The organism is Oceanotoga teriensis (genome assembly GCF_003148465.1).
Taxonomy (GTDB): domain Bacteria; phylum Thermotogota; class Thermotogae; order Petrotogales; family Petrotogaceae; genus Oceanotoga; species Oceanotoga teriensis.
In genome coordinates this window covers 48,259-73,874 of the sequence record NZ_QGGI01000010.1, presented here as the reverse complement: position 1 = coordinate 73,874, position 25,616 = coordinate 48,259, and the positions used below count along the sequence as shown (strand labels likewise).

27 protein-coding genes are annotated in these 25,616 nt (G+C 25.6%); 4 read left to right on the top strand and 23 right to left on the bottom strand.

The window, feature by feature from the left end; all coding sequences use genetic code 11:
• Window positions 1–7: 7 nt before the first annotated feature.
• The 5 genes from tkt to C7380_RS08055 form a co-directional block, all read right to left on the bottom strand.
• Window positions 8–1,969 carry a transketolase gene (gene tkt, locus C7380_RS08075; RefSeq protein WP_109604998.1) on the bottom strand — a complete coding sequence of 654 codons (1,962 nt, stop codon included), beginning with the start codon at window positions 1,967–1,969 and terminating at the stop codon, window positions 8–10.
• A gap of 13 nt (window positions 1,970–1,982) precedes the next feature.
• Window positions 1,983–4,148: a BglG family transcription antiterminator gene (locus C7380_RS08070; protein ID WP_109604997.1), complete on the bottom strand. Its 2,166-nt coding sequence runs from the start codon at window positions 4,146–4,148 to the stop codon at window positions 1,983–1,985.
• A gap of 68 nt (window positions 4,149–4,216) precedes the next feature.
• Window positions 4,217–5,473 (bottom strand): PTS ascorbate transporter subunit IIC, encoded by a 1,257-nt coding sequence (gene ulaA / locus C7380_RS08065; protein ID WP_109605022.1) that lies wholly within the window; start codon window positions 5,471–5,473, stop codon window positions 4,217–4,219.
• Between the two features lie 22 nt (window positions 5,474–5,495).
• Complete coding sequence (locus C7380_RS08060; RefSeq protein ID WP_109604996.1) at window positions 5,496–5,765, bottom strand: PTS sugar transporter subunit IIB; 270 nt, start codon at window positions 5,763–5,765, stop codon at window positions 5,496–5,498.
• Between the two features lie 11 nt (window positions 5,766–5,776).
• Entirely contained in the window at window positions 5,777–6,226 is a 450-nt protein-coding gene (locus C7380_RS08055) for a PTS sugar transporter subunit IIA (protein ID WP_109604995.1), read from the bottom strand.
• Between the two features lie 346 nt (window positions 6,227–6,572).
• Between C7380_RS08055 and C7380_RS08050 the strand changes: the two genes are divergently transcribed.
• A complete protein-coding gene (locus tag C7380_RS08050; RefSeq protein ID WP_109604994.1) occupies window positions 6,573–6,872 on the top strand; it encodes a hypothetical protein in 300 nt (99 codons plus the stop codon).
• A 101-nt stretch (window positions 6,873–6,973) separates the two neighbouring features.
• Here the strand turns inward: C7380_RS08050 and C7380_RS08045 are convergent, their stop codons facing one another.
• From C7380_RS08045 to C7380_RS08035, 3 genes are read right to left on the bottom strand one after another with little or no spacing between them, the layout of a single operon-like run.
• Window positions 6,974–7,738 (bottom strand): metallophosphoesterase family protein, encoded by a 765-nt coding sequence (locus C7380_RS08045; RefSeq protein WP_109604993.1) that lies wholly within the window; start codon window positions 7,736–7,738, stop codon window positions 6,974–6,976.
• 12 nt (window positions 7,739–7,750) lie between these two features.
• Complete coding sequence (gene arsB / locus C7380_RS08040; RefSeq protein WP_109604992.1) at window positions 7,751–8,782, bottom strand: ACR3 family arsenite efflux transporter; 1,032 nt, start codon at window positions 8,780–8,782, stop codon at window positions 7,751–7,753.
• A 4-nt stretch (window positions 8,783–8,786) separates the two neighbouring features.
• Window positions 8,787–9,119: a metalloregulator ArsR/SmtB family transcription factor gene (locus C7380_RS08035; protein WP_109604991.1), complete on the bottom strand. Its 333-nt coding sequence runs from the start codon at window positions 9,117–9,119 to the stop codon at window positions 8,787–8,789.
• A 168-nt stretch (window positions 9,120–9,287) separates the two neighbouring features.
• Here C7380_RS08035 and C7380_RS08030 point away from each other — a divergent pair, with 168 nt between their 5' ends.
• From C7380_RS08030 to C7380_RS08020, 3 genes are all read left to right on the top strand, one after another.
• On the top strand, window positions 9,288–9,551 hold the full coding sequence (locus C7380_RS08030; protein ID WP_158274849.1) for an ArsR/SmtB family transcription factor: 264 nt from the start codon (window positions 9,288–9,290) through the stop codon (window positions 9,549–9,551).
• Between the two features lie 12 nt (window positions 9,552–9,563).
• A complete protein-coding gene (locus C7380_RS08025) occupies window positions 9,564–10,520 on the top strand; it encodes a permease (RefSeq protein ID WP_109604989.1) in 957 nt (318 codons plus the stop codon).
• 104 nt (window positions 10,521–10,624) lie between these two features.
• Window positions 10,625–10,864: a thioredoxin family protein gene (locus tag C7380_RS08020; RefSeq protein ID WP_109604988.1), complete on the top strand. Its 240-nt coding sequence runs from the start codon at window positions 10,625–10,627 to the stop codon at window positions 10,862–10,864.
• A 71-nt stretch (window positions 10,865–10,935) separates the two neighbouring features.
• On the opposite strand, the gene era is transcribed toward C7380_RS08020, so the two are convergent.
• From era to deoD, 15 genes are all read right to left on the bottom strand, one after another.
• Entirely contained in the window at window positions 10,936–11,847 is a 912-nt protein-coding gene (gene era / locus C7380_RS08015) for a GTPase Era (protein ID WP_109604987.1), read from the bottom strand.
• Window positions 11,848–11,888: 41 nt separating this feature from the next.
• Window positions 11,889–12,992 (bottom strand): TM0106 family RecB-like putative nuclease, encoded by a 1,104-nt coding sequence (locus C7380_RS08010; protein WP_109604986.1) that lies wholly within the window; start codon window positions 12,990–12,992, stop codon window positions 11,889–11,891.
• A 60-nt stretch (window positions 12,993–13,052) separates the two neighbouring features.
• Window positions 13,053–14,006, bottom strand: a complete 954-nt coding sequence (locus C7380_RS08005; protein WP_109604985.1) for a hypothetical protein — start codon at window positions 14,004–14,006, stop codon at window positions 13,053–13,055.
• Between the two features lie 24 nt (window positions 14,007–14,030).
• Window positions 14,031–16,064: a glycine--tRNA ligase subunit beta gene (glyS, locus tag C7380_RS08000; RefSeq protein WP_109604984.1), complete on the bottom strand. Its 2,034-nt coding sequence runs from the start codon at window positions 16,062–16,064 to the stop codon at window positions 14,031–14,033.
• Window positions 16,057–16,917, bottom strand: coding sequence for a glycine--tRNA ligase subunit alpha (locus C7380_RS07995; RefSeq protein WP_109604983.1), 861 nt, complete (start codon window positions 16,915–16,917; stop codon window positions 16,057–16,059). The genes glyS and C7380_RS07995 overlap by 8 nt, the downstream gene beginning before the upstream one ends.
• 15 nt (window positions 16,918–16,932) lie before the next feature.
• Window positions 16,933–18,591: a DAK2 domain-containing protein gene (locus C7380_RS07990; protein ID WP_206050564.1), complete on the bottom strand. Its 1,659-nt coding sequence runs from the start codon at window positions 18,589–18,591 to the stop codon at window positions 16,933–16,935.
• 18 nt (window positions 18,592–18,609) lie between these two features.
• Window positions 18,610–18,951 (bottom strand): Asp23/Gls24 family envelope stress response protein, encoded by a 342-nt coding sequence (locus C7380_RS07985; RefSeq protein WP_109604981.1) that lies wholly within the window; start codon window positions 18,949–18,951, stop codon window positions 18,610–18,612.
• Between the two features lie 23 nt (window positions 18,952–18,974).
• Window positions 18,975–19,787, bottom strand: coding sequence for an AmmeMemoRadiSam system protein B (gene amrB, locus C7380_RS07980; RefSeq protein WP_109604980.1), 813 nt, complete (start codon window positions 19,785–19,787; stop codon window positions 18,975–18,977).
• 6 nt (window positions 19,788–19,793) lie between these two features.
• Window positions 19,794–21,671, bottom strand: coding sequence for a secretin GspD/PilQ domain-containing protein (locus C7380_RS07975; protein WP_109604979.1), 1,878 nt, complete (start codon window positions 21,669–21,671; stop codon window positions 19,794–19,796).
• Window positions 21,668–22,249: a hypothetical protein gene (locus tag C7380_RS07970; RefSeq protein ID WP_109604978.1), complete on the bottom strand. Its 582-nt coding sequence runs from the start codon at window positions 22,247–22,249 to the stop codon at window positions 21,668–21,670. Before C7380_RS07970 ends, C7380_RS07975 begins: the two co-directional genes overlap by 4 nt.
• Window positions 22,239–22,649, bottom strand: a complete 411-nt coding sequence (locus C7380_RS07965; protein WP_109604977.1) for a hypothetical protein — start codon at window positions 22,647–22,649, stop codon at window positions 22,239–22,241. The genes C7380_RS07970 and C7380_RS07965 overlap by 11 nt, the downstream gene beginning before the upstream one ends.
• Window positions 22,624–23,079 (bottom strand): hypothetical protein, encoded by a 456-nt coding sequence (locus tag C7380_RS07960; RefSeq protein ID WP_109604976.1) that lies wholly within the window; start codon window positions 23,077–23,079, stop codon window positions 22,624–22,626. The genes C7380_RS07965 and C7380_RS07960 overlap by 26 nt, the downstream gene beginning before the upstream one ends.
• A 12-nt stretch (window positions 23,080–23,091) precedes the next feature.
• A complete protein-coding gene (locus tag C7380_RS07955; protein WP_109604975.1) occupies window positions 23,092–23,484 on the bottom strand; it encodes a hypothetical protein in 393 nt (130 codons plus the stop codon).
• Window positions 23,474–24,613 carry a type II secretion system F family protein gene (locus C7380_RS07950; protein WP_109604974.1) on the bottom strand — a complete coding sequence of 380 codons (1,140 nt, stop codon included), beginning with the start codon at window positions 24,611–24,613 and terminating at the stop codon, window positions 23,474–23,476. Before C7380_RS07950 ends, C7380_RS07955 begins: the two co-directional genes overlap by 11 nt.
• Before the next feature lie 96 nt (window positions 24,614–24,709).
• Window positions 24,710–25,423 (bottom strand): purine-nucleoside phosphorylase, encoded by a 714-nt coding sequence (deoD, locus tag C7380_RS07945; RefSeq protein WP_371682084.1) that lies wholly within the window; start codon window positions 25,421–25,423, stop codon window positions 24,710–24,712.
• Window positions 25,424–25,616 lie beyond the last annotated feature (193 nt).

Below are 25,616 nucleotides of genomic sequence, written 5' to 3'. Positions count from 1 at the left end.
TTTATGTTTATTTAATTTGATTTATTATTTTATCTATATCAAAACCGTATCTTTTTGCAAGTTCATCACCATCACCGGAGAGTCCAAATCTGTCCACTCCGATGGCGATGAAGTTGTTGTTATTCTTTAACTTATACCAGGCATCAACTCTTCCCGCTTCTAAAACTATTCTATCCATATCTTGCGGTAGAATTTGATTTATATATTCTTCATTTTGATTTAAAAACTTTTCTCTATCTGGGATAGATACAATATTATTTTCAATTCCTTTATTCAATAGCTTTTCTGATATTTTATAACATAAATTAACTTCTGATCCCGATCCTATGAGAACTATTTTAGGATTCTTCATCTTTTTAACTATATATCCACCTTTTATTGAATCTTTGAAATCTGTATTTTTTTCATTATAATTGAGATCTTGTCTACTCATTATAAGTACTGTAGGTTTATTGGTTTCTTTTAAAACTCTAAGCCAAGCCGTTTTAACTTCATCAGAATCTGCCGGTCTTATTACATTTAAATTAGGTATGAGTCTTAAAGATTCTATCTGTTCTACTGGTTCATGTGTTGGACCATCTCCTCCAACATATATTGAATCATGGGTATATATAAAAATAACTGGTAAATTCATCAAAGCTGCCATTCTTATTGGATTTCTCATATAATCAGAAAACACGAGATATGTTGAACAAAAAACTCTAAATCCACCATGTAAAGCTATTCCATTTACTATTGCTCCCATTGCGTGTTCTCTTATTCCAAAATGTATATTCCTTTGAGAAAAATCATCTTTATTTATATAATTACTATTGTTTATCACTGTATTTGTTGATGGTCCTAAATCTGCAGATCCTCCTATTAAATAATCTAAATCTTCAGAGATTATATTCAAAATTTCACCTGATGCTTTTCTTGTTGCTATCGGATTTTTTTGTTTTTTATTTATAATATTCTCTATTAAATTTTCATCAAATGAAAGATTTAATCCTTGCTCAAAATTCTTCAATTTTTTAGGATTTTCTTTTGACCATTCTTCAAATGTTTTCTCCCATTTTATATAATTATCTTTTTGTTCTTTTTGTATTTTTTGAAAATATTCTAAAACATCTTCTGTAATATAAAATTTTTCATTTTCTGGTATATTTATATTTCTTTTTAATCCTATTATTTCATCTTCTCCAAGTGGAGATCCGTGAGCTTCTTTTGTATCTTGTTTAGTTGGAGCATATTTTGCTATATTTGTTTTGGCTATTATTATTGTAGGTTTTTCTTTTTGAATTTTAGCATCATTTATTGCTTTTTCTATTTGTTTTATATCATGTCCATCTATATTTTCAATTACATTCCAATTCAATGATTCAAATTTTTTTGCAATATTTTCTGTAAATGCAATATCGGTATTGCCTTCTATGGTTATTTTATTGCTATCATATATAACTATTAATTTTTCTAAACCGAGATGGCCAGCTATGGATGCTGCTTCAGTAGATATACCTTCCATCAAACATCCATCACCAACTATTGTATATGTATAATGATCTATTATTTTATGTTTTTCAGTATTATATCTTTCTGCAAGCATTTTTTCAGCAATTGCCATTCCAACAGCATTAGAAAAACCTTGACCAAGAGGACCTGTTGAACAATCTACTCCAGGTGTTACACCATATTCTGGATGCCCAGGAGTTATAGAATCGAGCTGTTTGAAATTTTTTATGTCTTCAAGAGATATATATCCATTTAAATATAAATATGAATATAATAGCATAGAACCATGGCCTGCTGATAAAACAAATCTATCTCTATTTATCCATTTATCATTTTCATTAGTATTTTTTATAATTCCCGAAAACAAAACTGCACCTATTTCAGCACATCCAAGAGGCATTCCAGGATGACCTGATCCAGCTTTTTGAACTGCATCCGCAGTTAGACCTCTAACAATATTTGCAACTTTATTTAGCATATGATTCAGCTCCTTAAATTTTTAATATATCTTTTATATAATTAAGTATTTCTAAAGAACTTCCAAAACTTATGATATTTTGTACAAAATTTTCTGTATATAATAGAGTCAATAATTCGCCCATAGCTGGTATATGTTTTGATTTATCTTTAACAGCTAAAAGAAATATTAACTTTACTGGATCATATTCGTGATTAAAATTAACTCCCTTTTTTATTATAAATAATGATAATCCAGCATGTTTAACACCGTCTTCTGGATGTGCATGTATCAAACTAACTCCTGGTGCTATAACTGAATAAGGCCCCTTATCTTCTATTATATTTATACAACTTTCTATATATGTTTTTTCTATTATTCCATCATTCAATAAAGATTTTCCAGCTTTTTTTATAGCCTCTTTCCAATTCAATACTTTATTTATAGAATTTATATATTTCTCTTTCAAAATATCTTGTAAATGGTATTGTTGAATTTTTGCTAGATTTTTTTCTCTTATTTTTATATCTTTTTCTGTAAAGTATTTTTTTAAATTATTTATAAGTTTTTTCTCATCTTTAATTTCTGAACTCTTTTTTATGATTTTTAATAAATCTTCTATATTTATTTTTTTTTCTTCTTTTTTTGTTTTATGTGTTTTTTCATTATTTTTCATATATTGATATATTTTTTTTATATCGGATTCATTTAAAAGTGGATTCACTTTGATAACTGGTAATTTTTCATTTTCTAATTCAAATGTACTTATTATCATATCTATATCTTTCAAATTACTTTCTTTTTCATAATCAAAAACGGATGCTTTATTTTTAACTTTTATATTTGGAAACTCTTTTTTCAATCTCGATTCAAGAATAGTTGTAGTACCTATTCCACTCGAACATACAAGAACTGCATTGAATTCATGATTTTCTTCTTTATTTCTTTCTATTGCAGCCCCAAAATGTAAAGCTATATATCCTATCTCATTTTCATCTATATTTTTAGCAAAATTGGATTGTATTAATTTCGAAGCTTTTTTAGTTGCATCATAGATTTCGGGATATTTCTCTTTTATTTCTTTTAAAAGTGGATTATTTAAAGGTAAATTATACTCTATTCTATTGAGAGCTGCTTTCAAATGTAAATAAAGACCTCTTAACATATCTTCATCTTGAGATATTTTTATATTCATTATCTCTTCAAAAATCTTTGACATTTCAAGACTTATTGCATATATTTCATTATCTTTATTATTTTTAAAGTTTGGATTATTCAATTTTTCTCTTTTTTTAGCACCTAAAAAATGAAAAGTTATAAAACCTATTTCAGATTCTGGAACTTTTATATCATAATACTTTTCAATCATTGAAGAAACTTCTTTAGCTATTTTAAATTCTTTGGTGTTTTTTAATTCTATGAGTTGTGATTCTGGAAGAAATATATCTTTACCATTTCTCAATCTTTTTATAGCAAGTGCTATGTGAACTATCAAAGCTGCATAATCAGAGTCTGCAAATTTAAAGTTTAATTTTTCTTGAGCTTGATGTACTATTTCTTGAAGTTTTAATATATCTATATGTCCTATTAATTTATCAAATTCTTTTATAAAATTTTTTTCAAGTCTTCTATCTGCAAGTTTATTATTTTGTATTATATTTAAAAACCTTAAAATTTCCCCTTCACTGGATGTATTTTCGAGTAAAAATGTTATTGCATGCCTTATATTTATTTCTTCACCATTAATTTTAAATCCATAATTTGGCTTTCTTATAAGATTTAAATTATTATTTTTTAACCATATTTCAATTTCATCAAAGTCATTCAATATTGTAGATGGACTCACAAGTAAGAGTTCTTCAAAATCTTTTATTTGAAGGGGTTTTTCAGATTGAAATAATTTAAAAAGAATTAAAATAATTCTCTCTTCTTTAGTTAAAAAAGAGCTAAAATTTTCTGTATTTTTAAAATTCTCTTTAAATCTTTGAAAATCTTCATCTTTTCCTTGTATACTGATACCTTTATGCGGTTTTCTAATTAATTTTATTTCATAAATTTTTAAAATTTCTTCTATCTCATCAAGATCATATCTTATAGTTCTTGGACTGACTTGAAATTTTTGAGATAATTCTTTTATAGTAGTATTCTTTGTTTCATAAAGATACTTTATTATATGATAATTTCTAGTTTTTAGTTCCATTTAAATCACTCCAAATGGATTCATATTTGAATGCCAGTCTCACATATATAGTGAAACTGGCCATTTATTTAAAATAATTTTGCTATACTTCCAATTATTAATCCTATTAATCCAAAATCTGCATCTCCAAATGTAGTATTTGCAAATCCAAGATCTCCAAGAACTGGTAATAAAAGAGCTGGTAAAAATGTTATGATTAAACCATTAACAAACGCTCCAAATATAGCTCCTCTCTTTCCACCAGTTGCATTTCCAAAAACTCCTGCCGTAGCTCCCGTAAAGAAATGTGGAACCATCCCAGGTATTATAACTGCAAGTCCCAAAGGTTTCATCAAAAACATTCCAACAACTCCACCTAAAAAGCTTGCTAAAAATCCTATTATAACTGCCATAGGTGCATATGGAAATACTATAGGACAGTCAAGAGCTGGTTTAGCTTCTGGAACTATTTTTTCAGCTATTCCCTTGAATGCAGGTATTATTTCTCCAAGTATCATACGAACACCCATAAGAATAACACTTACACCAGCTGCAAAGGTTAACCCTTGAATTATAGAGAACATGAACCAACTTTGTCCTCCTGAATATTTTGACACCACTTCTTGGCCTGCTTTTAAAGTCACTATGAAAAATATAACTATCATAGTTATAGCTGTAGATAATATAGAGTCTTTCAAGAATTTTAAAGATGATGGAACTTTAACTTCTTCTGTTGATTTTTCTGGATTTCCAACTAATTTACCAGTTAAACCAGCGGCTAAATATCCTACTGTTCCAAAATGGCCCAAAGCTATATCATCATTTCCAGTAATTTTTCTCATGAATGGTTGTGCGAGTGCTGGCATCAATACCATGATAAAACCAAGAAGTATAGATCCCAATATTATTAAAGGTACTCCTGTCATTCCAGCTGTTCCAAGAACTGCTGATAATAAAGCTGCCATAAAAAATGTATGATGACCTGTTAAAAAAACATATTTCAAAGGTGTAAATCTTGCTATAGCAAGGTTTGCAATAAATCCAAAACCCATTATTAAAGCCGTTTCTTTACCAAAAGTTTTTTGAGCAATTGCGACTATTGCTTCATTATTAGGAATAACTCCTTGAACATTGAATCCTTCTTGAATTAAAGGACCTAAATTATCAAGACTTCCTATGAGAACTCCGGCTCCAGCACCAAGAATGATAAATCCCAAAATACTTTTGAGTGTTCCTGATACAATTTTTGAAAATGATTCTTTAAGAGCTATAAGTCCTATCATAGCCATCAATCCAACGAGTATTGATGGTTGACTCAACACTTCATCAACAATAAAATTTAAAATACTCATCCCTTAACCTCCCTATTTAACCATTTATAATACCTTCTAATTTCTCTTTTATCTCAGTTTTATCTGTCATATTTTTTATTGAAACTATCTTAGCCTTATGACCTGCAAGTTGTTCTGCTATTTCTGGAGAAGCTACAATTATATCTGCATTCATGCTAACGGCACTTGAAACATCTGCTACTTCAACATCTGCATCTATTTTCATTTCTTTTAACACACTTTCAACTGCCATTCTCAACATTAAAGAACTTCCCAAACCCATACCACATACTGATAATATTTTCATATTGATTCCTCCTATTCAGATAAAATTTTATGTATATATTGATATATTTCTTTTTCTTTTAAAGAAGCTATAGTATTTATTGCATTTTCTTGCATTAAGACATTCATGAGTTCTCTCATTGCCTGTATATGTTGATCATTATCAATTGCTCCCAAAGTTATCGCAACTTTAACCGGATCATGATCTTTATTTCCAAAATTAACAGGTTCTTTCAAGGTTATTAAACCCATACATAATTTTTTTACGCCATCTTCTGGTCTGGCATGTAACAATGCTATTCCATCGGCAATAACAACATAAGGTCCATTTTTTCTTATTGATTCTTTCATAGCTTCTATATAGTTTTCAGTTATTAAATTTTGATTTAAAAGTATTTTCCCAGATTCATCTACTACTTCTTCCCAATTTTTTGCTTTTATACAACTTTTTATATTTTTTTCATTTAATAATTCTAAAAGCATAATTTCACTCCTTACATTGAATAATTATAATAATATTTTTTCTTTCATTAGATTGATTTTATACTAAAACCCTCATAAAATCAAGGCAAAATCACTTCTATTCTTTCAAAATCATTGTGGCAATAATCTAATAATTGCCATATTTTTAATATTTATGTTGTATTTTTTAATATAAAAAAGTTTTTAATCTTTATTCAAGAATAAACATCATAAATCATAAATAATAAGATTTAATAACCAAACATTATATAGCAATATTCATTTTAAGTTTATTTTTATAATATGATAATATCATATTATAAGGGGGAAAAATATTATTTTTATTATTGATCAGGGAGGGATAAATTTGAACAGCGGAATAGATTTTTGGGTTTATGCCGTAAAATATGAAAACCCAGTAACAAAAAAAATTATTTCTGAACTAAAAACAAGTATGGATTTTGGTTCTATTCCCTATGTTGAAGATATATTATCTAAAGGGGAAGTGTTGCGTAAACTGAAAAAAGGTGAAAAATTCTGTGTTGTATACAATAAAGCGGGAAATTGGGTAAAGGGTTCGGAAATAAAAAATTTAAATGATCATTTTTTAAGAATTGATGATGAAGAGATAGAAGAAGACTTTTTAGGTCCTATAAATCAATTTTAATATTTTAATCATTTCAAATCATCTATAAAAGTTAATAAATCTAAAAAACAAGGATCTATAATTATTTTATTGCTATAAATCCTTGTTTTTATATTTAAAATTTATAATTTAAAATTTATCTTTTTTTCAATTTTACCCATATCATATGGAGATCCCAAAGCTAAAAATAAAGCCAATTCTATTGGTAATCCTTTTTCTATTATTTTTTCGCATGTTTTTTTTACATTGTAATCAACTTTTCTAAACTCATGATGATATACATTGCTTTCTATATTTAAAACTAAATATATTGCTTTTGCTTCCCCTTCTTTTGTTCTTCCTACACTTCCAGCATTAAATATGATTTTACCATTAACGTTTCTAATCATGGATAAATGAGTATGACCATTTATTACTATATTTTCTTTTACTTTTTCTATTATCGTATTCAGTCTTTTTACATCTGTATCAGGTTTTATATATTCAAGCAAACTATTCAAGGGACTACCATGAACTAATAAAATAGAAACTTCTTCTAATTTAATACTTAATTTATGAGGTAAATTTTTTAAAAAATTTTTATTATCTTCAGTCGTATTTTTAATAGTCCAATTTATAGATATATCTCCAACTTGTGTTTCTTTTCCTGGATTATATGAACATCCACAGTTATCTTTTTCATTTCCTATTGCATCATCATAATTACCCATAATACTTTGAATTTTATTATTTTTAATTAATTCAATTACTTCATTTGGATTAGGTCCATATCCAACAAGATCTCCTAAACAGTATATTTTATCTATATTTTGCTTTTTTATATCATTTAATACCGCTGTTAAAGCTTCAATATTTCCATGAATATCTGATATAAATGCTACTTTCATAAAATCACCTCACTAATTTATAAATTTATTTTTAGTTTTATTTGCTATTTTTACTAAAGTTAGCATTACAGGAACTTCTACTAATACACCTACTACTGTAGCCAAAGCTGCTCCTGATTCTAAACCAAATAATGTTATAGCTGTTGCAACTGCTAATTCAAAAAAATTACTTGCTCCTATCATTCCAGCAGGTGCAGCTACACTATAGTTTAAATTCCATTTATAAGCCCAAAAGTATCCAATACCGAAAATGAAAAATGTTTGTATTATTAGTGGAATTGATATTAAAAATATATGTAAAGGATTTTTTATTATTACATCTCCTTGAAATGAAAACAAAAGAATAAGGGTCAATAATAATCCTATTGTAGTTATAGAATTGAACTTTGGAATAAATTTTTCTATTAAATATTTTTCACCATATTTTTTTACTATTCTTATTCTAGATATATAAGCTGTTGTTAATGGTATAACTATAAAAATAAAAACTGAGAAAAAGATTGTTGAAAATGGAATATTTATATTACTAATTTTTAATAATATTCCAACAATTGGAGTATATGCGATTAATAAAATTAAATCATTAATAGCTACTTGTACTAATGTATAAGATGCATCACCATCAGTTAAATAACTCCACACAAAAACCATAGCAGTACAAGGAGCAGCTCCCAATAAAACGGCTCCTGCTAAATATTCAGATGCAATATTATCAGGAATTATACCGTTAAAAATAATTTTTAAAAATAACCATGCAAAAAAATACATAGTAAATGGTTTTATTAACCAATTTACAGTAAGAGTTATAAAAAGTCCTTTAGGTTTTTTACCAGCATTCAAAATACTTGTAAAATCTATTTTTAACATCATTGGATATATCATGAGCCAAATTAATATTGCAATTGGAATAGATACATTAAAATATTCAAATTTGCTTAAAAATAATGGAATTTGTGGAATAAATTGCCCAATTAAAATACCTATTAATATGCTAATAGCTACCCAAAGCGTTAAATATTTTTCAAAAGTGTTGATTTTTTTCATAGAATCACCCCTTACAAATATTTTTTTGTTTTTTTAAAGATTCTATATCGCCATTTAAAAAATTTTTTTCTCTTAATTTTAAAATAATTTCATTTATAAATTTGTATTCATTTATTTTTTCAAAGTTTATACTATAATAACTCCAATTTCCTTCTTTTCTTTTTTTTATTAACTTCAATAAAAGCATTTTTTTTATGTGTTTTGATATATTAGGTTGTTTTAGATTTAGTATGTTTTCTATATCGCATATACAACATTCTTTTTCATATAATAAGTTAAATATTCTAATTCTTGTTTCATCTGAAAATATTTTTATAATTTCTATTAAGTCTTCCATAAAATCACCCCTCTTTATAACTATATCGCCATATAGTTATATATTAAATTTATTTCGTTAATTTTTTTTTTATTTTTGTTAATTTTTATAAAGATGTTGATTTTATAAAAATATCAGTATATAATCAAATTGTTATATAATTAAAAAATTATATTATTCTTGGAGGTGTTGATAATTAATAAAAATATTTTAAAAAAATTAAAAGCTATTTCACATGAAGAAAGGCTAAATATTTTAAAAACACTAATAAAAGAACCTACTTGTGTTTGTGAGTTAAATAAAAATTCAAACTATTCTCAACCTAATTTGTCAAAACATCTTAAAATTCTAAAAGATGCTGATATTATAGATTATAAAAAAGAAGGAAATAAGGTCATTTATTTTATAATTGATAAAAAAATAATAGAGGTCTTAAAAATTTTATCTATTTAAATGGGGTGAATTATGTTTGTATGGTTAGAAAATCTGATAACTCTTTTAGTTGAAAATGTTTTCAAATTAGATGTAAGTTCTAATATAGGTTCATCTGTTCATTTTTTCTTTTATGATGTAATTAAAATCATTATATTATTATCGATAATGATTTTTATAATTTCATTTATTAGAAGTTTTTTTCCACCAGAAAAAACTAAAAAAATTCTTGAAAAATTTCCAGGGATTATTGGAAATTTTATGGCATCTTTATTAGGTATAGTAACTCCATTTTGTTCTTGTTCTTCTGTTCCTATATTTATTGGATTTATTGAAGGTGGAGTTCCTTTGGGAGTTACATTTTCTTTTTTAATTACGTCGCCTATAATAAATGAAGCTGCTTTTGCAATTTTATTGGCTTCTTTTGGATGGAAAATAGCAGTTATTTATGTGATATCTGGTGTATTAATTGGTACTATTGGTGGTATAATAATTGGAAAATTAAAGTTAGAAGATCAAGTAGAAGAATATGTTTATAAAATGCAAATGGGCGATGCTGTTATCGAACAATTAAGTTTTAAACAAAGAATGTCTTTTGCTTTAGAAAATGTAAAAGATATAATAAAAAGAATTTGGTTGTTTTTATTAATAGGTATAGGTATAGGTGCTTTGATCCATGGTTATGCACCTCAAGAATTTTTAATAAAATATGCGGGTCCTGAAAATCCATTTTCAGTTATTGTATCTACTATCATAGCTGTACCTCTTTATTCTAATGCATTAGGTACAATTCCGATTGCTGAAGCTTTGATAGGAAAAGGTGTTGGTATAGGTACCGCACTTGCTTTTATGATGGCAACAACAGCATTATCTTTACCAGAAGGCATATTATTAAGAAAAGTTATAAAACCTAAGCTTATAATAGTATTTTTTGCTATTACGTCTATTGCTATAATATTAACTGGATACTTGTTTAATATTATATTATAATTAACTGTTTGTAAGCGGAGAGATGAATAATAAATATAGGTTTATTGATATAGAGCTTGTAAGGATATGTTAAAAATTTTACTAAATAAAAAGGAGTGGTTTAAATGAAAGTTAAAATTTTAGGTAGCGGTTGTGCTAATTGCAATAAATTAGAAAAAAATACAATAGACGCTTTAAAAGATCTAAATATTGATTATGAAATTGAACATGTAAAAGATTATGAAAAAATAATGGGATATGGTGTCATGAAAACCCCAGCTTTAGTTGTAGATGAAAAAGTTATTATTTCTGGTAGAGTATCAAAAAAAGATGAAATAAAAAATTTAATAAAAAATTATAGTTAGAGAGTATAAGAAATTTTGTCTAAAAAAAACACCTTATTTGGTTTAATATTACTACCAAATTTGGTGTTTTTTTATAAGTTTATATCATCTTTAAATCTCATAGTATTTTTTATGAGATTATCATTTTCTCTCCATTTTTTTCTCACTTTCACAAAAAGATCTAAATATACTTTCATTTCGAAAAGTTCTTCTATATCTTTTCTGGCATGCTGACCTATTTTTTTTATCATAGTTCCTGATTTACCAATTATTATAGGTTTTTGAGAATCTTTTTCTATATATATTTCTGCTCTCACATACAACATCCCATTTTCTCTTTGTTTTAAATCTTCAACAACAACTCCAGTTGAATGTGGAATTTCTTCTCTGGTTAAATGAAAGATTTTTTCTCTTATCAATTCTGATATTATAAATCTCGATGGCTTGTCTGATATTATATCATCTGGATAATATTTAGGCCCTTCTGGAAGATTTGTTTTTATAGCATTTAAAAGTTCTGATAGGTTTTCTCCAGTTAAAGCTGAAACTTCAAATATTCCTTTTAAATTATCTATACTTCCTTCTAATTTATTAATGGCATTAGTTATTATACCTTTATTTTTTATAGCATCTATTTTATTTATAACTATAATGGCAGGAATTTTTGAACCGTTTATTATTTCAGCAACTCTTAAATCAGATTTTCTTACACCATCTATTGGATCTACTACGAAAAGTATCAAATCTACTCCTCTTAATGCTCCAATTGCAATATCTACCATATATTTACCAAGTTTATGCAAAGGTTTATGTATTCCAGGAGTATCCACAAAAACTATTTGATGATCTTCTTGTGTTAAAACACAATTTATTCTATTTCTAGTAGTTTGAGGTTTATCTGAAGTTATAACTATTTTTTGTCCCATTAAAGCGTTTATTATTGTAGATTTTCCCACATTTGGTTTTCCAGCCATTGAAACAAATCCACTTTTGAATTCCGACATCTTTTACCTCCATATATTAATAAAAGCATGAATATACTTTTTTATATTGTTTTCATCTTTTCCATAACAAGTTTTGTAGCTCTACAATCATCTTCATTATAATCAAGAATCGATTTCATTATCCCTTGTTCTCCCTTTAAATATCTTTTATATTCAAGTATCACTGCATACCCATTTAAATCGGTTCTCCAATGAAATCCAAAATACTTGCTTATATCTTTTAAAGAGTATGAAGTAACTGGAAAAGAATAGTTTTTTATTATTATTTCATACAAATCTATTGAATTTTTTAAAATTTTCTCTATTCTCTTTTTTAATTCTGGCTTTATTTCAGCAACTTTTCTTAAAGATTGAACATCATGAACATCATAATGAATTAAAATTCTTTCTTGTTTTTCCAAGAATTCTATCATTTCAAGATATTTATGATCATCTTCTTTACTTTCAAATATAAAAGGAATATATTGATCATCTAAAAGATATCCAAAAAGAAAATCATTTTCATGATAAGTCTCGACATCGAAGATTATATATTTCTCAGGAAGTTTAACCTTTCTAAGTTTTAAAGGAGTATTTTCATAAACCGATTTCAAATTATATAGAGATTTTCTTTGAAATGGCCTAAATTTATCTATTTTATCTGTTTTTATAACTTCAAGAGGATCTACATTCATAACCTCAAAATCTTTAAGAACTCTTTCAGATATAGATGGAACAACTATCAAATTTCCACTATCCAAAAGTTCTTTATGACATTCTTGTTTTATCTTACAAAATCTACAATGAGATCCTGGATCTTTATACATGAACTTTAAATCTATTATTTCGGATAATATTCTTTTTTCTTTTTTTAATATATCTTGTTCAGTTATATCATGTACTTGATTTCCAAGTTCAAAATGGTATTTTTTAACCTGTTTTCCCTGTTTTTTAAAATAAAGATAAACCGCATAAGCATGTATCCAGTGATAAAATCTTAAACGATTTCCCGCTCTCACTATATGTACCACACCATCTTCGAAACTTTCATAATTTGCTTCAAATTTCATATCTTCAATTTCTACAGAAAAATATGTACCTGGTCTTTTGTAAGAGGGTTCATAATAAGGACAATTTTTAAGATTTTCAAAATAAATGATATTCATTAATTAACACCTTTTCTAATATTATATTTATAAGTATGGATTTGAAAATTCAAATCCATACTATAATTCTTTAAGTTTTTCAGCTAAAACAATTGAATTTTCTATAAATGAATCACCTTGTTTAACAAAATAATCTAAAAACATATTTTCAACATTTTCATAGTCCATACGAGTTTCTTTTTTTATCATTCCAACAAATTCGCTATATTGTGAAAATTTATCCATAAAATATTCATTGTTTTTAACAAGATTTATAACATTTTCTTCATCATATATCAAATCTTCATTCAAGCCATACAATGATTTTTTTAATTCTTCACTATCAGTTTCTAAAACACTAAATCCCATCATACCCTTAGAAACTTTTGCAGGTTTATAATTAAAAAATCTTTTTAGTATTTTCTTTTTCATTATAAGATTCAGTATAAACCATAAAAATTTTTTTTCTGATTCTGTCTCAAATTTATTGGCTAAATTTATATATCTATTAGTTTCTATACTAAAAACTATCATTTTACCAGAGTTCACTACATCCATTTGAAATATATTTTTTTTATTTGTCAATAAATCTATTGAGTATTCTCTTATGAGGTTTAATAACTTTATAGACCTTTCAAAGCCAAACATAACTTCTTCATGACTTTTTCTTTCATCTATATAATTAAAACATAGTATTTCAAGTTCTCCACTTTCAAGAAAAAATTTCACATATTCTCTAAAATCCTCCCATAAAAGAGGTAAATTATAGTTTTCTATCCTATAATTGCACATAGTTTCACTTCTCAATAAATTGTTGACTTCTTGAAATTCCTTATCAGTATTTTTATTTCCAGCCCATATTTCAAGTACTCTGTCATAATCAACCATTATTACTTTTACATCTTGATTATCTATATCTTTACCATTAAAATATACAACAGATGGGAAAGATAATTCTGTTATATCTTCATCTGATATAAAACCTGTAATCCTGTTTTTTAAATCTAAATCCTTCAATTTTTCAAAAAATTTCAATTTCGCAAGCCCCCTTATTTATAATCAACCTTGATAAAGTCTTGTAACATCCCCTATGTCATAGAAAAGATTTGCCAAAGTCTTCAGAAATCCTAATCTATTCAATCTAATGGCTTCATCTTTATCCATAACAAAAACTTTGTCAAAGTAATTATCAATAGAACCCTTCAAAAATAATAATTCATTAATAGCTGATTTATAATCCATAATTCTTATATATTCCTCAAAATTACCTTTAACTTCTAAATATTTATCAAATAATTCTTTTTCTGCTTCTTCTTTAAACATTCTTCCTGAATATTCATATGAATTATGAGACTTTGAAATATTGTTAACTCTTTGAAATGCGGTTATAAATTCTTTAAATTCTTCTTTTTCAACAAATTCTTTGAGTGCTTGCGCACTAAGATAGGCTCTTAAAGGTCTATTCCAATTTATAAGTGTTGTAGATATTATATCAGAATTCATATTTTCTTTTAAAAGTATAGTCTCAAATCTCGAACTCATAAAATCAGAAATTTTTTCTAATTCATCATTAACCTTTAATATATTTATAGATTCTTTAAATAATTCTTTCAAATCTAATTCCCATTCTTTGTCTATTATTATTCTAAAAATACCAAATGCTTTTCTTCTAAGTGCAAAAGGATCTTTAGAACCTGTTGGAACTTTTCCTATACCTATATAACCAGCAATATCATCTATTCTATCCGATAAAGATACTACATTGGCCACAAGATTTTTTGGTATTGAATCATTTTCTTCAATTGGATGATAATGAAGTGAACTCGCTAAATATACATCTTCATCTTCTTTCATCTCTTTTAATATTATTCTTCCCATATCACCTTGAAGTTCCGAAAATTCATAAACAACTTTTGAAGTGACATCTATTTTTGAAAGTTTTGCTGCTCTTTTAACATTTTTATTTTCATATTTTATCTTATTTGCTATTATTTGAGAAAGTTGTTCCATCCTTAGAACTTTGTCCTTATAAGTACCAAGTCCTTTTTGATATGTTATAGAATCTAAATTTTCAAATCTTTCACCCAATGAAACTTTTAAATCATCTTCATAATAAAAAGCAGCATCATCAAGTCTCGCATTTATAACCCTTGCATAGCCTTTAATTATGTTCTTTTCTCTTCCTATTCCATCTTGAAAAGACACAAATTTATTGGACATTTTATTATTTTCTTTTGCAACAAAGCTTCTTTGATGATGTTTAACAGTCACAATTATAATCTCTTCTGGAAGTTTCATATATTTTTCTTTAAACTCTCCAACAACTCCAGTTGGATATTCCGTTAATTGAGCTATTTCTTCTATCAAACTTTGATCTTCATCTATTTCTAAATCATATTCTTCTTTTATTCTTTTTAATTCTTTTTTTATCTTTTCTATCCTATTATCATAGTCTGGTATTACATAATTCTTTTCTAATTCGCTTTCATAATCATTTACATTTGATAATTCTATTTCATCACCAAAAAACCTATGTCCATATGTTTTAGAAGAAGATTTTTTGTTGAATATTTCAAATTCTACTACTTTATCATTGAATAAACTACATACCCAATGAACAGGTCTTACAAACTCAAATTTACCTTCAGACCATTTCATAGATTTTTTAAAATTCATTTTTAAGATTATTTCTGGAATTATTTCTTTTAAAACTTCTATTGTATCTTCACCTTTTTTATAAATTTCTGCAAAAACATAATCATTATTTCCTATTTTTCTTATAACAACTTCATCTTCATTTATTCCAGCACCTTTTAAAAATCCTATAAGAGCTTTTGTAGGTTTATTTTCTTTGTCATAACATATATTCTTTGGCGGCCCTTTTCTTTCTTCTTTTGAGTCTTCTTGTTTTTCTTCAAGACCATCTATAATAGCTCCAAACCTTCTAGGTGCTATGAATATATTTATATTTTTATATTTTATATTTTTATTTTTCAAACTATTTTTCAAGTTCTCTTCGAGTTGTACAATTATATTTTTGTATTCACTTGATGGAAGTTCTTCAACTCCTATTTCAAATAAAAATTTATTCATTTTTATCTCCTCCATCTTTTACATCGACATAAACCTGAGCACATTTTCTCGCCATATTTCTTATATCAAGTATATATTTCTGTCTCTCATTAACAGATATAGCATTTCTTGCATCAAGCATATTAAAGGAATGTGCCGTTTTAGTAAGAAAATCATATGCTGGCAAATAAAGATTTTTTTCTATTAATCTTTCAAATTCTTTTTTATATATATTATATAGAGATTCAAACATATTTATATCTGCTTCATCGAAATTATATATTGAAAATTGTCTTTCATTCTCATGATATATACTGCCATAAAAAGTGTCATCATTCCACTTAGTTTCATAAACATTTTCGATATTTTGAAGATACATGGCAATTCTTTCAACCCCATATGTTATTTCTACTGTTATAGGACTCAAAGATATTCCACCCATCTGTTGAAAATAAGTAAATTGTGTTATTTCCATACCATCAAGCCATACTTCCCAACCAACTCCCCAAGCTCCGAGAGTAGGGGATTCCCAATTATCTTCAACAAATCTAATATCATGTTCTTCAGGACTTATACCTATACTTCTCAACGAATCTAAATATATTTCCTGAATATTTTCTGGTGATGGTTTTATAATAACTTGATATTGATAAAATCTTTGCATTCTATTTGGATTTTCACCATATCTACCATCTGTTGGTCTTCTACATGGTTGAACATATGCAACTTTTTTTTCTTCAACACCCAAAGATCCAAAAAAAGTCGATGGGCTATAAGTTCCAGCCCCCATTTCCATATCATATGGTTCATCTATTATGCAATTTTGTTTTGACCAAAACTCATGCAATTTCATTATTAAGTCTTGTATATTCAACTCAAACTACCTCCATTATTCGAGCGAAATGAGCATAGGATAATGATTCTGTCCACCTTCATGTATTTCAATTTCAACATTAGGCTCTTTTTGCATTATATTATTTATCATATTATTTATATCTTCTAAGTTTGAACCTTCTCCATAAAATATAGTTACTATTTCATAACCTTCTTCTAAAAAGTCTAAAAGCACTTTTTCAGTTTCTATATAAAGATTATCTCCATGTGCCTTTAAATCTTTACCTGCAAAAACGAGATATTCATCTTTTTTTATCTGTTGACCAGATATTTCTGAATCTCTAACTGCATAAGTAACATCAACAGGAATTATTCCTTTGACATATTCAGTCATAGAATTTTTTAGTTCTTCAGCTTCTAATGAATCATCAAATCCCAACATAGCCGAAACTCCTTCTTGGACATATTTTGTAGGAATTACAATAACATTTTTTTCTGACATTTCAGCTGCTTTTTCTGCCGTCATAACTATGTTTGGATTATTGGGAAGAATGATGATATTTTCATATTGCATGGAGTTTATGGAATCTGATATATCTTTAATGCTTGGATTCATAGTTTGACCACCAGATATTACTCTATTAACTCCAAGGCTTTTTAATACATTTGTTATTCCTATTCCTGGAGATACGGCAACTATACCCCATTTTCTATCTTCATCATCTTCTACTTCAATTTCTTCAATTTTCTTTTCTTTATTGGCATTTATATTTTCAACAACATGTTCATGTTGAACCTTCATATTATCAGCTTTTACTTTCATTAAATCACCATATTCAAGAAACTTCTCAAAAACATTTCCTGGATGATTTGTATGTACATGACATTTTAAATATTCATTTTGATGAACTAAAACGATAGAATCTCCTATTTCTTCAAGGAAATTTCTTATAGTATCAAGCTCTTCTTTCGTGAGATCTTCATTTGTTAGTTGAAGAACACATTCTGTACAATATTGAAAAGTAAGATCTTCATAGGCTATTTCTGCAATTTCAGAAGATGTTGCATTTTCTATTTGTGCTATATTTACTTCTGTATCGCCATGAATTGCATCTCTAAATCCTTTAAGGATATAAGCAAGCCCTTTAGCTCCTGCATCCACAACCTTAGCTTCTCTTAATTTTTTTAAGTATTTAGGTGTTTCATCGACTATCTCAAATGAAATTATTGATAATTTATCCATAAATTCTAAAAAGTCGGTAATTTCTGAAAGTTCTTCTCTTGCCCTCTCTGAAAGCCTTCTTATCAATGTTAACATAGTTCCTTCAACAGGTTTTATAACAGCACCATATGCAACTTCTTTGGCATTATCCAATGCCATTATAAAGTCTTTTGTAGTTATTTTCTTTTTTCCGTCTAAAGCTTCTGTAAAACCTCTAAATATTTGAGAGAGTATAACTCCAGAATTACCTCTTGCACCCATTAATAATCCATCTCTTAATGCTTTTAATACTTCTTTCAAATTGTTATTATTTTTTACTTTATCCAGCCATTGAACCGCTTCAAGTATAGCAGAACTCATATTTGATCCGGTATCTCCATCTGGGACAGGGAAAACATTTAATGCATTTATTTCATCTCTATTTTTTACAAGTACTTCAGCTGCTTTTTTTATGGCTATATATAAGTCTTTCCCTTCCAAATACTCTTTCATTTTTTTCATCACCCTTTCTTATAACTTTAACCCTGCAATATGTACATTAACTTGTACATCGTCATAATTTAGCATGGATACTATTCTATGATATACATTTTCCTGAGTATTTTGAGCAACCCTTTTAACAGGAAGACCATATTCTAAAACCAAATGTAAATCTACATTAATTTTGCCATCTTCCTCAACAATATTTATACCTTTTGATTCATCTTTAGTCCATAAGTTTGCTAACTTATCAAAAAACCCCTGTTTCCCCATTTCTACAGTCCCATAAGATTCTATAACAGCTTTATAAACTATTTCTTTAACTACCTCATGTCTTATAGTAACTGCACCGAATTCTGTATCTACAATCATTGAATTCACCTCCAAGGTTATTTTTAATCATATAATACTGCCGATAAATAACCAACAACACTCTCAAAATCGTTCAAGATCTCTCCACTGGTCGTATGATGCGTTATTTCAATGTTTTTCAATCCCATACTCAAAAGTATATAAGTAGGTAAATAACCACACATGGAGATATCATTTTTTTTAATCGTTTCTAACAATAATTCAGGATCATTTTCTTCTATTGCTTCTATAATCTTTTTATCTTTCTCAATAGTTGTTTTTTGATCTTCAAAATGATTCAAATCTGTTGAAGCAACTATAAAATCACCTTCATTAAATATTCCTTTAAAAGCTTCCAAAAATAATTTTAATTCAAATTGATCTACATGTGTAAAAGTTATCGGCACTATTTTAAAATTATTACCAAATACATAATTTAAAAATGGAAGCTGTACTTCAAGAGAGTGTTCGGCAAAATGACCATTTCTGTCAGGATTTATATTCAACATCCTACACATATCTAAAACCGTATCTTTATCAACTTCAAACTTTAAACCTGGTAAAGCCCAAAAATCTGAATCATCTATATTTATTCCAGAACCCAAACCTTTATGATCTGGTCCAAATAAAAATATTCTATTTGGACAACCAAATTTTGAAGCCTTCTTCAATGCTTTTGCAGTTGTTTTTCCTGAATAAACATAACCTGCATGGGGCAAAATCACCCCCACCTTTGAATTTAATTTATTTTCCATTTTAAATGTGTCTCTTTCAAAAATAAAATTTAATTTTTGTTTTAATTGCTCATCATTATCAGGGTAAAATAATCCTGCTACTGCGGGTTTTCTAATTATCATAATTTTTCACCCCTCATCCTCCGCCTCTGGATTATTGAGAACTTTTATATTTGTAATAATAATTATTTCATATTTGGAATATGAATTATCATAATTTTTAAATATACTTCCAAAAATAGGTATATCTTTAAGTATTGGTATACCTGTTTCTTTTTTTATATTTTTATCAAAAGACATAGATCCTATTTTAATTATTCCATTATTGTTCATTTTTAATTCGGTTTCTATATTTCTTTCATCTACAATAAGACTTTTATCTTTATTTTCAAACTCTGAAATGGTTATATTTATTTTAGATGTTACCATATCAGTTTTTCTATCATAATTACCAGATACTTTAAACTTGAATCCAGACTCCACTTTAGAAACTATTTCATTTTTTTTATCTATAATAGGTATGGAAATAACAGAGTTTATAATAGACTCTTTACCTTCATTGACATATATTATAGGTTTTGATACCAAAAAAACATCTTCATAAAAATCGGTGTTTTTAAATATATTTAAATTATAAATATTATAAAGATCTGTAATATTTAAGTTATTTATGTTGTTTCCAGTAAAAATATATAAAGAATATTTCAACAATTTTATATCAGAATAAAAATAAATAGTTTCTTCATCAATATAATTATACAATATTCTGTTATTTTCAAGAAAAGAAAAAAGTTCAAATAAATCAAGATCTTTAGAACTTAAAAATACATCTTTATCTTCAAAGTTACATATAGCTTTTATTCCTTCATTTTCACATACATAATTTATCAAATTAACTAAACTATATTTTTCTTTTTGTTCTTTAATATAAAATTGATTGGCGAGATCTTCTATAAAATCTTTTTGTTCTTCGCCATAACTTAAAATATAAAAATAATTATTATCATACTTTTCAAGTGGTAAATAATCTATATTCTTATCTATTATTATTTTATCAAATAAAAGCTTCATTTTATCGTTTACAACGAATATTTTATTTAATGTTTTCAAATTATTAAAACTTTTTTCGCTTTTTAACTCATTATTATCAACATAACTTATTTTTTCATTAAATTTATTAACCAATTCTTCAATAATAACAAGATCTTTTTCATTTCCATATATTAAAAAATAATTATCATAAAAACTAAAAACTTTTATATCATATATATATTCAAAAAATTTTATATCAGAATAACTACTCAAAATCTTATAATTATTAAAAACAAAAGATTCTTCATTAGATTCGAATTCTGAATTTCCACTCAAATCTTCATCATTATCTATATTTATTATTTCAAAATCATCATCTTCATCAACAATATTTAAAATTAATGGTAAAAATTCTGATTCATTTTTTTTATTATAACTTATAATTACAGTTTTATCATCATAAAATCTACTATCAATACCATATACCTCGTATAAAAGTCTTAAAAAATACTCTAAATTATAACTATTATTATTTAATGAAACTTTAAAGTCTGGTATTTCCGTAGAATTTATAAATTTAATTTCATATTTTTCAAATAATATTTCTAAAAAATCTATCAATTTTAAACTTTTAAAATAAAATTCTTCAAAATTAATCTTTTCTGTTCCAAAAAACTTTATCTTTGAATCATATTCCTCAATCTTTTCTAATGGAGCATAAAAAAATATATCTATTATATTATCATAAGTTTTTATTTTTTTTACTGGTCCATCATTTATAACATATTCTTTTTCTAAAAAAGAAGTGTTTTTAAATACAATCTTCACGAATGTTTTTATATCATTTGAAAATATATCATATTCACTTTCTTTAAAATTTAAAGTATTGTAATTTTCCTGACTATTATAATCAAGATTATAAGATAAAAATATAGAATTAATAAATATTAAAATAGTAATTAATATCTTCTTCATATTATCACCATATAAGTATTATTAATATTTTTTAATAATATTCCATCTTTAAAAATACCAATGACTTCTACCTGACCAAAAATATCTCCAACTTTTATTTTTATTAAATCATCTATATAATAAAAATATCCAAACTTGAAACCATTTTCAACTATCATACCAGCAAATCTTATATTTTGATCATAAATTTCAAGTTCATCTCTAATTTTCCAAATATTTTCTAAACCAAAAGTATTTTCATCCAATAGATCAAAATCTTTAAAAATATTTTCTTCAAATTTATTATAAACATTATAATCAAAACTTGGCTTTGCAACTTTATAATCAAAAGAAAAATTATTACTTAAACTAAACATATTTTCTTCTCTTTTTATACTTAAAAAATTTATTTTAAAATCCGAATTATAAATCTCATTCAATATAAATAAAATTTCCTCTTTAGAATAGTCTTCTTTAACTTGGAAATTAATACCTCTAAAACTTTTATTTATATTAATCTCAGGAATTTCTATTTTAGAAATCAATACTATGAGAGAAATTAAAATTATAGAAATAATCATTTTAATTTTAATTTTCATAGTCATCATCTCTCTTAAATTCTATTATAGAATAAACTTTGTCTTCAATTTCAAAAGAATTCAAAACTTCAAAATCATATTTAGAAATTAATTCATAATTTTTTTCTTTAATAAAAAGAGCTTGTAAAATAAAATTTTTATTAGAAAAATTCAAAAATATTAGTTTAGCTTTTTCATTTTCTAAAAATTCAATTATTTCAAAAAAACTATTTTTAATATTCTTGTTTTCTTTTAAATATAATTCATAATTGTACTCAACAATATTTTTTTGCTCTAAATATAATTTATATTCTAAAACCTTCGCAAAAAAGATTTTAAAAAATATAAAAGATAAAGATATTATAATGATATATAAAAAAATATTTAAACCTTTTCTATAAAAAGATTTTAAGAGTATCATTTTTTTCACCTCTTAAATAATTAATAGCAAGGTTTTTCAAATATTCATCATCATAATAAATATCACATTCATTTACATCTATTTCTTCATCAAAAACTACAAAATATTCATCTTTAAAGATCTTAAATCCTTTTCCAAAACATTTAACTCTATAATATCCCAAATCTTTTTTATAAAATTCATTTATTAAAATGGATTGAACTGGAATAAAATAATCATATTTAAAAGATCTTCTCTTTTTATTCATATCTTTTTTATTCCAAATGAGATAATATTCAAACTCTTGTTTTTTTAAAAGTTTATAAAATATTTTTTTCTCTTTTATAAAATCATAAAAAGACTTCTTAAAATCAAGTATATTTTCGAATTTTCTTATTATAATATCAGAATTACCCAAATAATAAATTTTTTTACCAAAGTTAAAATACATTCATATCCCCCCCTAAGGTAAAGTCATTGCACCAGTTACTGGAACTACTTTAAGAATAGTTTTTCTACTTTTTGGATATTTAAAAGATCCTCCCGTAGTAGAAAGATCTCCAAAATTAAAAATTATCCATCCACGACCATAATAATAAAAGCCATCATAATATATCTTTACTCCAGCAACTCTAAATCCAAAAAAAGTAAAATCTCCCATTTTAGAGTTATACCTTCCCGATAAACTCCTTGTAGTTGCAATAGCTTCACTGATAAAATATTGATCTGATTTTTCTTTAAAATATTCATATGTAATTTTTAGACTTGGTACAAAAAAAGCGGCTGCAATTATAATTTCAATCAATAAATAAATAATGGCTTCATAAAGAAGAAATCCCTTTTTATTAAAATTCATAAGAATCAATCCCTCCAATATAAACCTTATCAAAAAGTTCAAAAGCTATAGAAAAAACAATAATGCCGAGTATTAATATCAATATTGGTTCTACCATCTTATTAACTCTATTAAGAGTACGTTTGAGATTTTCATAAAAATATGTGCTCAAAAAAGAAAAAACTTCTAAATAATTTCCAGTTTTATCTGAAACAGAAAACATAAAAGTAAACTCCTGATAATGTTTATTATCAAATAAAATCTCTGAAAGTTCCTTACCTTTTTCAAGTTCAACGCTAACCTTAAAAAAATTTTCAAAAATATAATTAGAATTTATATATTGAAGAACTTTATCAAAAGCATTATAAATAGTAAATCTGTTTGAAATTAATAAAAAAACATCTCTTGAGAACTTATAAAATATATAATTTCTATAAAATTTTCTTATTAATGGCATATTCATAACTATGAGATCATTTTTCTTTGCAAAAAAAATAGCTATAAAAATAAATACTACTAAAAAAGATATTAAAAATATTAAAAAAGTTGGTATAAAAAAACTAAATTTTATATCCATATAATTTGAAAAAGTGGGGATAATATAAAATTTTAAAAGAAGCAAAACAAATAAAATAGTTATCAAAACCGAGGAAGGATAAAAAGTAGATTTTTTGATTTCATCTGTAGAAATTCTGACACTCTTATAATAATTTTTCATATTATTAAAAGTATTTAAAATCATTTTATAAGTATCACAATAAGACATAGAATATCTAAAATATTCATCATATTCAAAAAAATTAAAAGATTCATTGAATTCAAAACCTTTTCTAATCATAAAATAGCTTTTAGAGATAATACCTCTAATGAATTTATCGATATCTTCATTAAAAGTCAAAAAACTCAGTATATCTAAAATTTTTATATCGGAACTCATCATCATATAAAAATTTTCGGATATAAATTGCATATTTTTCATATTTAATTTTTTATTTTCCATGTAATATCCAACTTTTTTAATATTTTTAATTTCAAATTCTTCGATATTCATGAGATCATAAATATCTTCTAATCTTTTGGATACTACATAAACTTCAATTTCTTTTTTTAAAATTTTATCAAAATAATTAATTAAAAATAGATATTTCAATAAAATTCCACCTTTTTAGTAATATATATTTATTATACCATTAACTAAAAAATAAAAAAAACACATATCAGTTTGATATGTGTTTTAAAAATTCTATTATTTTATAGCTGTTTCAAGAGCTATTTCCATCATTTTTGTAAATGCATTTTGTCTTTCTTCACTTGAAGTGGCTTCATGAGTTACCAAACTATCAGAAACAGTCAATATACAAGCAGCTCTTTTACCAGTACTTTTAGCATTAGCAAAAAGTGCAAATGATTCCATTTCAACTCCAACACAACCATATTCTTTATTAAGTCTCTTAAAAACATCTGGTTCTTCTCTATAAAAAACATCGGAAGAATGAATTCTACCTTCTTTAATTTCTATATTCAAATTTTTTGCAGAATCTTTTATCATATCATTTAAATCTGAAGAAGGTTCGAGAATATCAGATTCATAACCGCTTTGACATTTTGCAAAAGTTGACTCAGAATAAGCATCTTTAACTAATACAACATCATATAAACTCAACTTATCAGTATAAGCCCCACAAGAACCTATTCTTATGATATTTTCAACATCATAAAACTTATAAAGTTCATAAGAATAAATGCCTATACTTGCCATTCCCATTCCGGACCCCATAACACTAACTTTTTTGCCTTTATATGTCCCAGTATATCCAAACATATTCCTGACATTATTAAATTTAACGGGATTATCAAGAAATTTTTCTGCTATAAACTTTGCTCTTAAAGGATCTCCAGGCATTAAAACCGTTTTAGCTATCAAATCTTTATCTTTAACTTCAATATGCGGTGTTGGTATAGACATAAAAAATACCTCCTTAAAAAAATTAGTAGATATATTATATACAAAAAATATTTTATTTAGATTAAGATGTAAATCCCATTAACTTAATATTTATCAAAATACAGAATATTATATATTGTAAATTTAAGAATTAAATGGTATTTAATGGGTCTATTTAATTGAAAAATATTATAATTACCCTTAATTA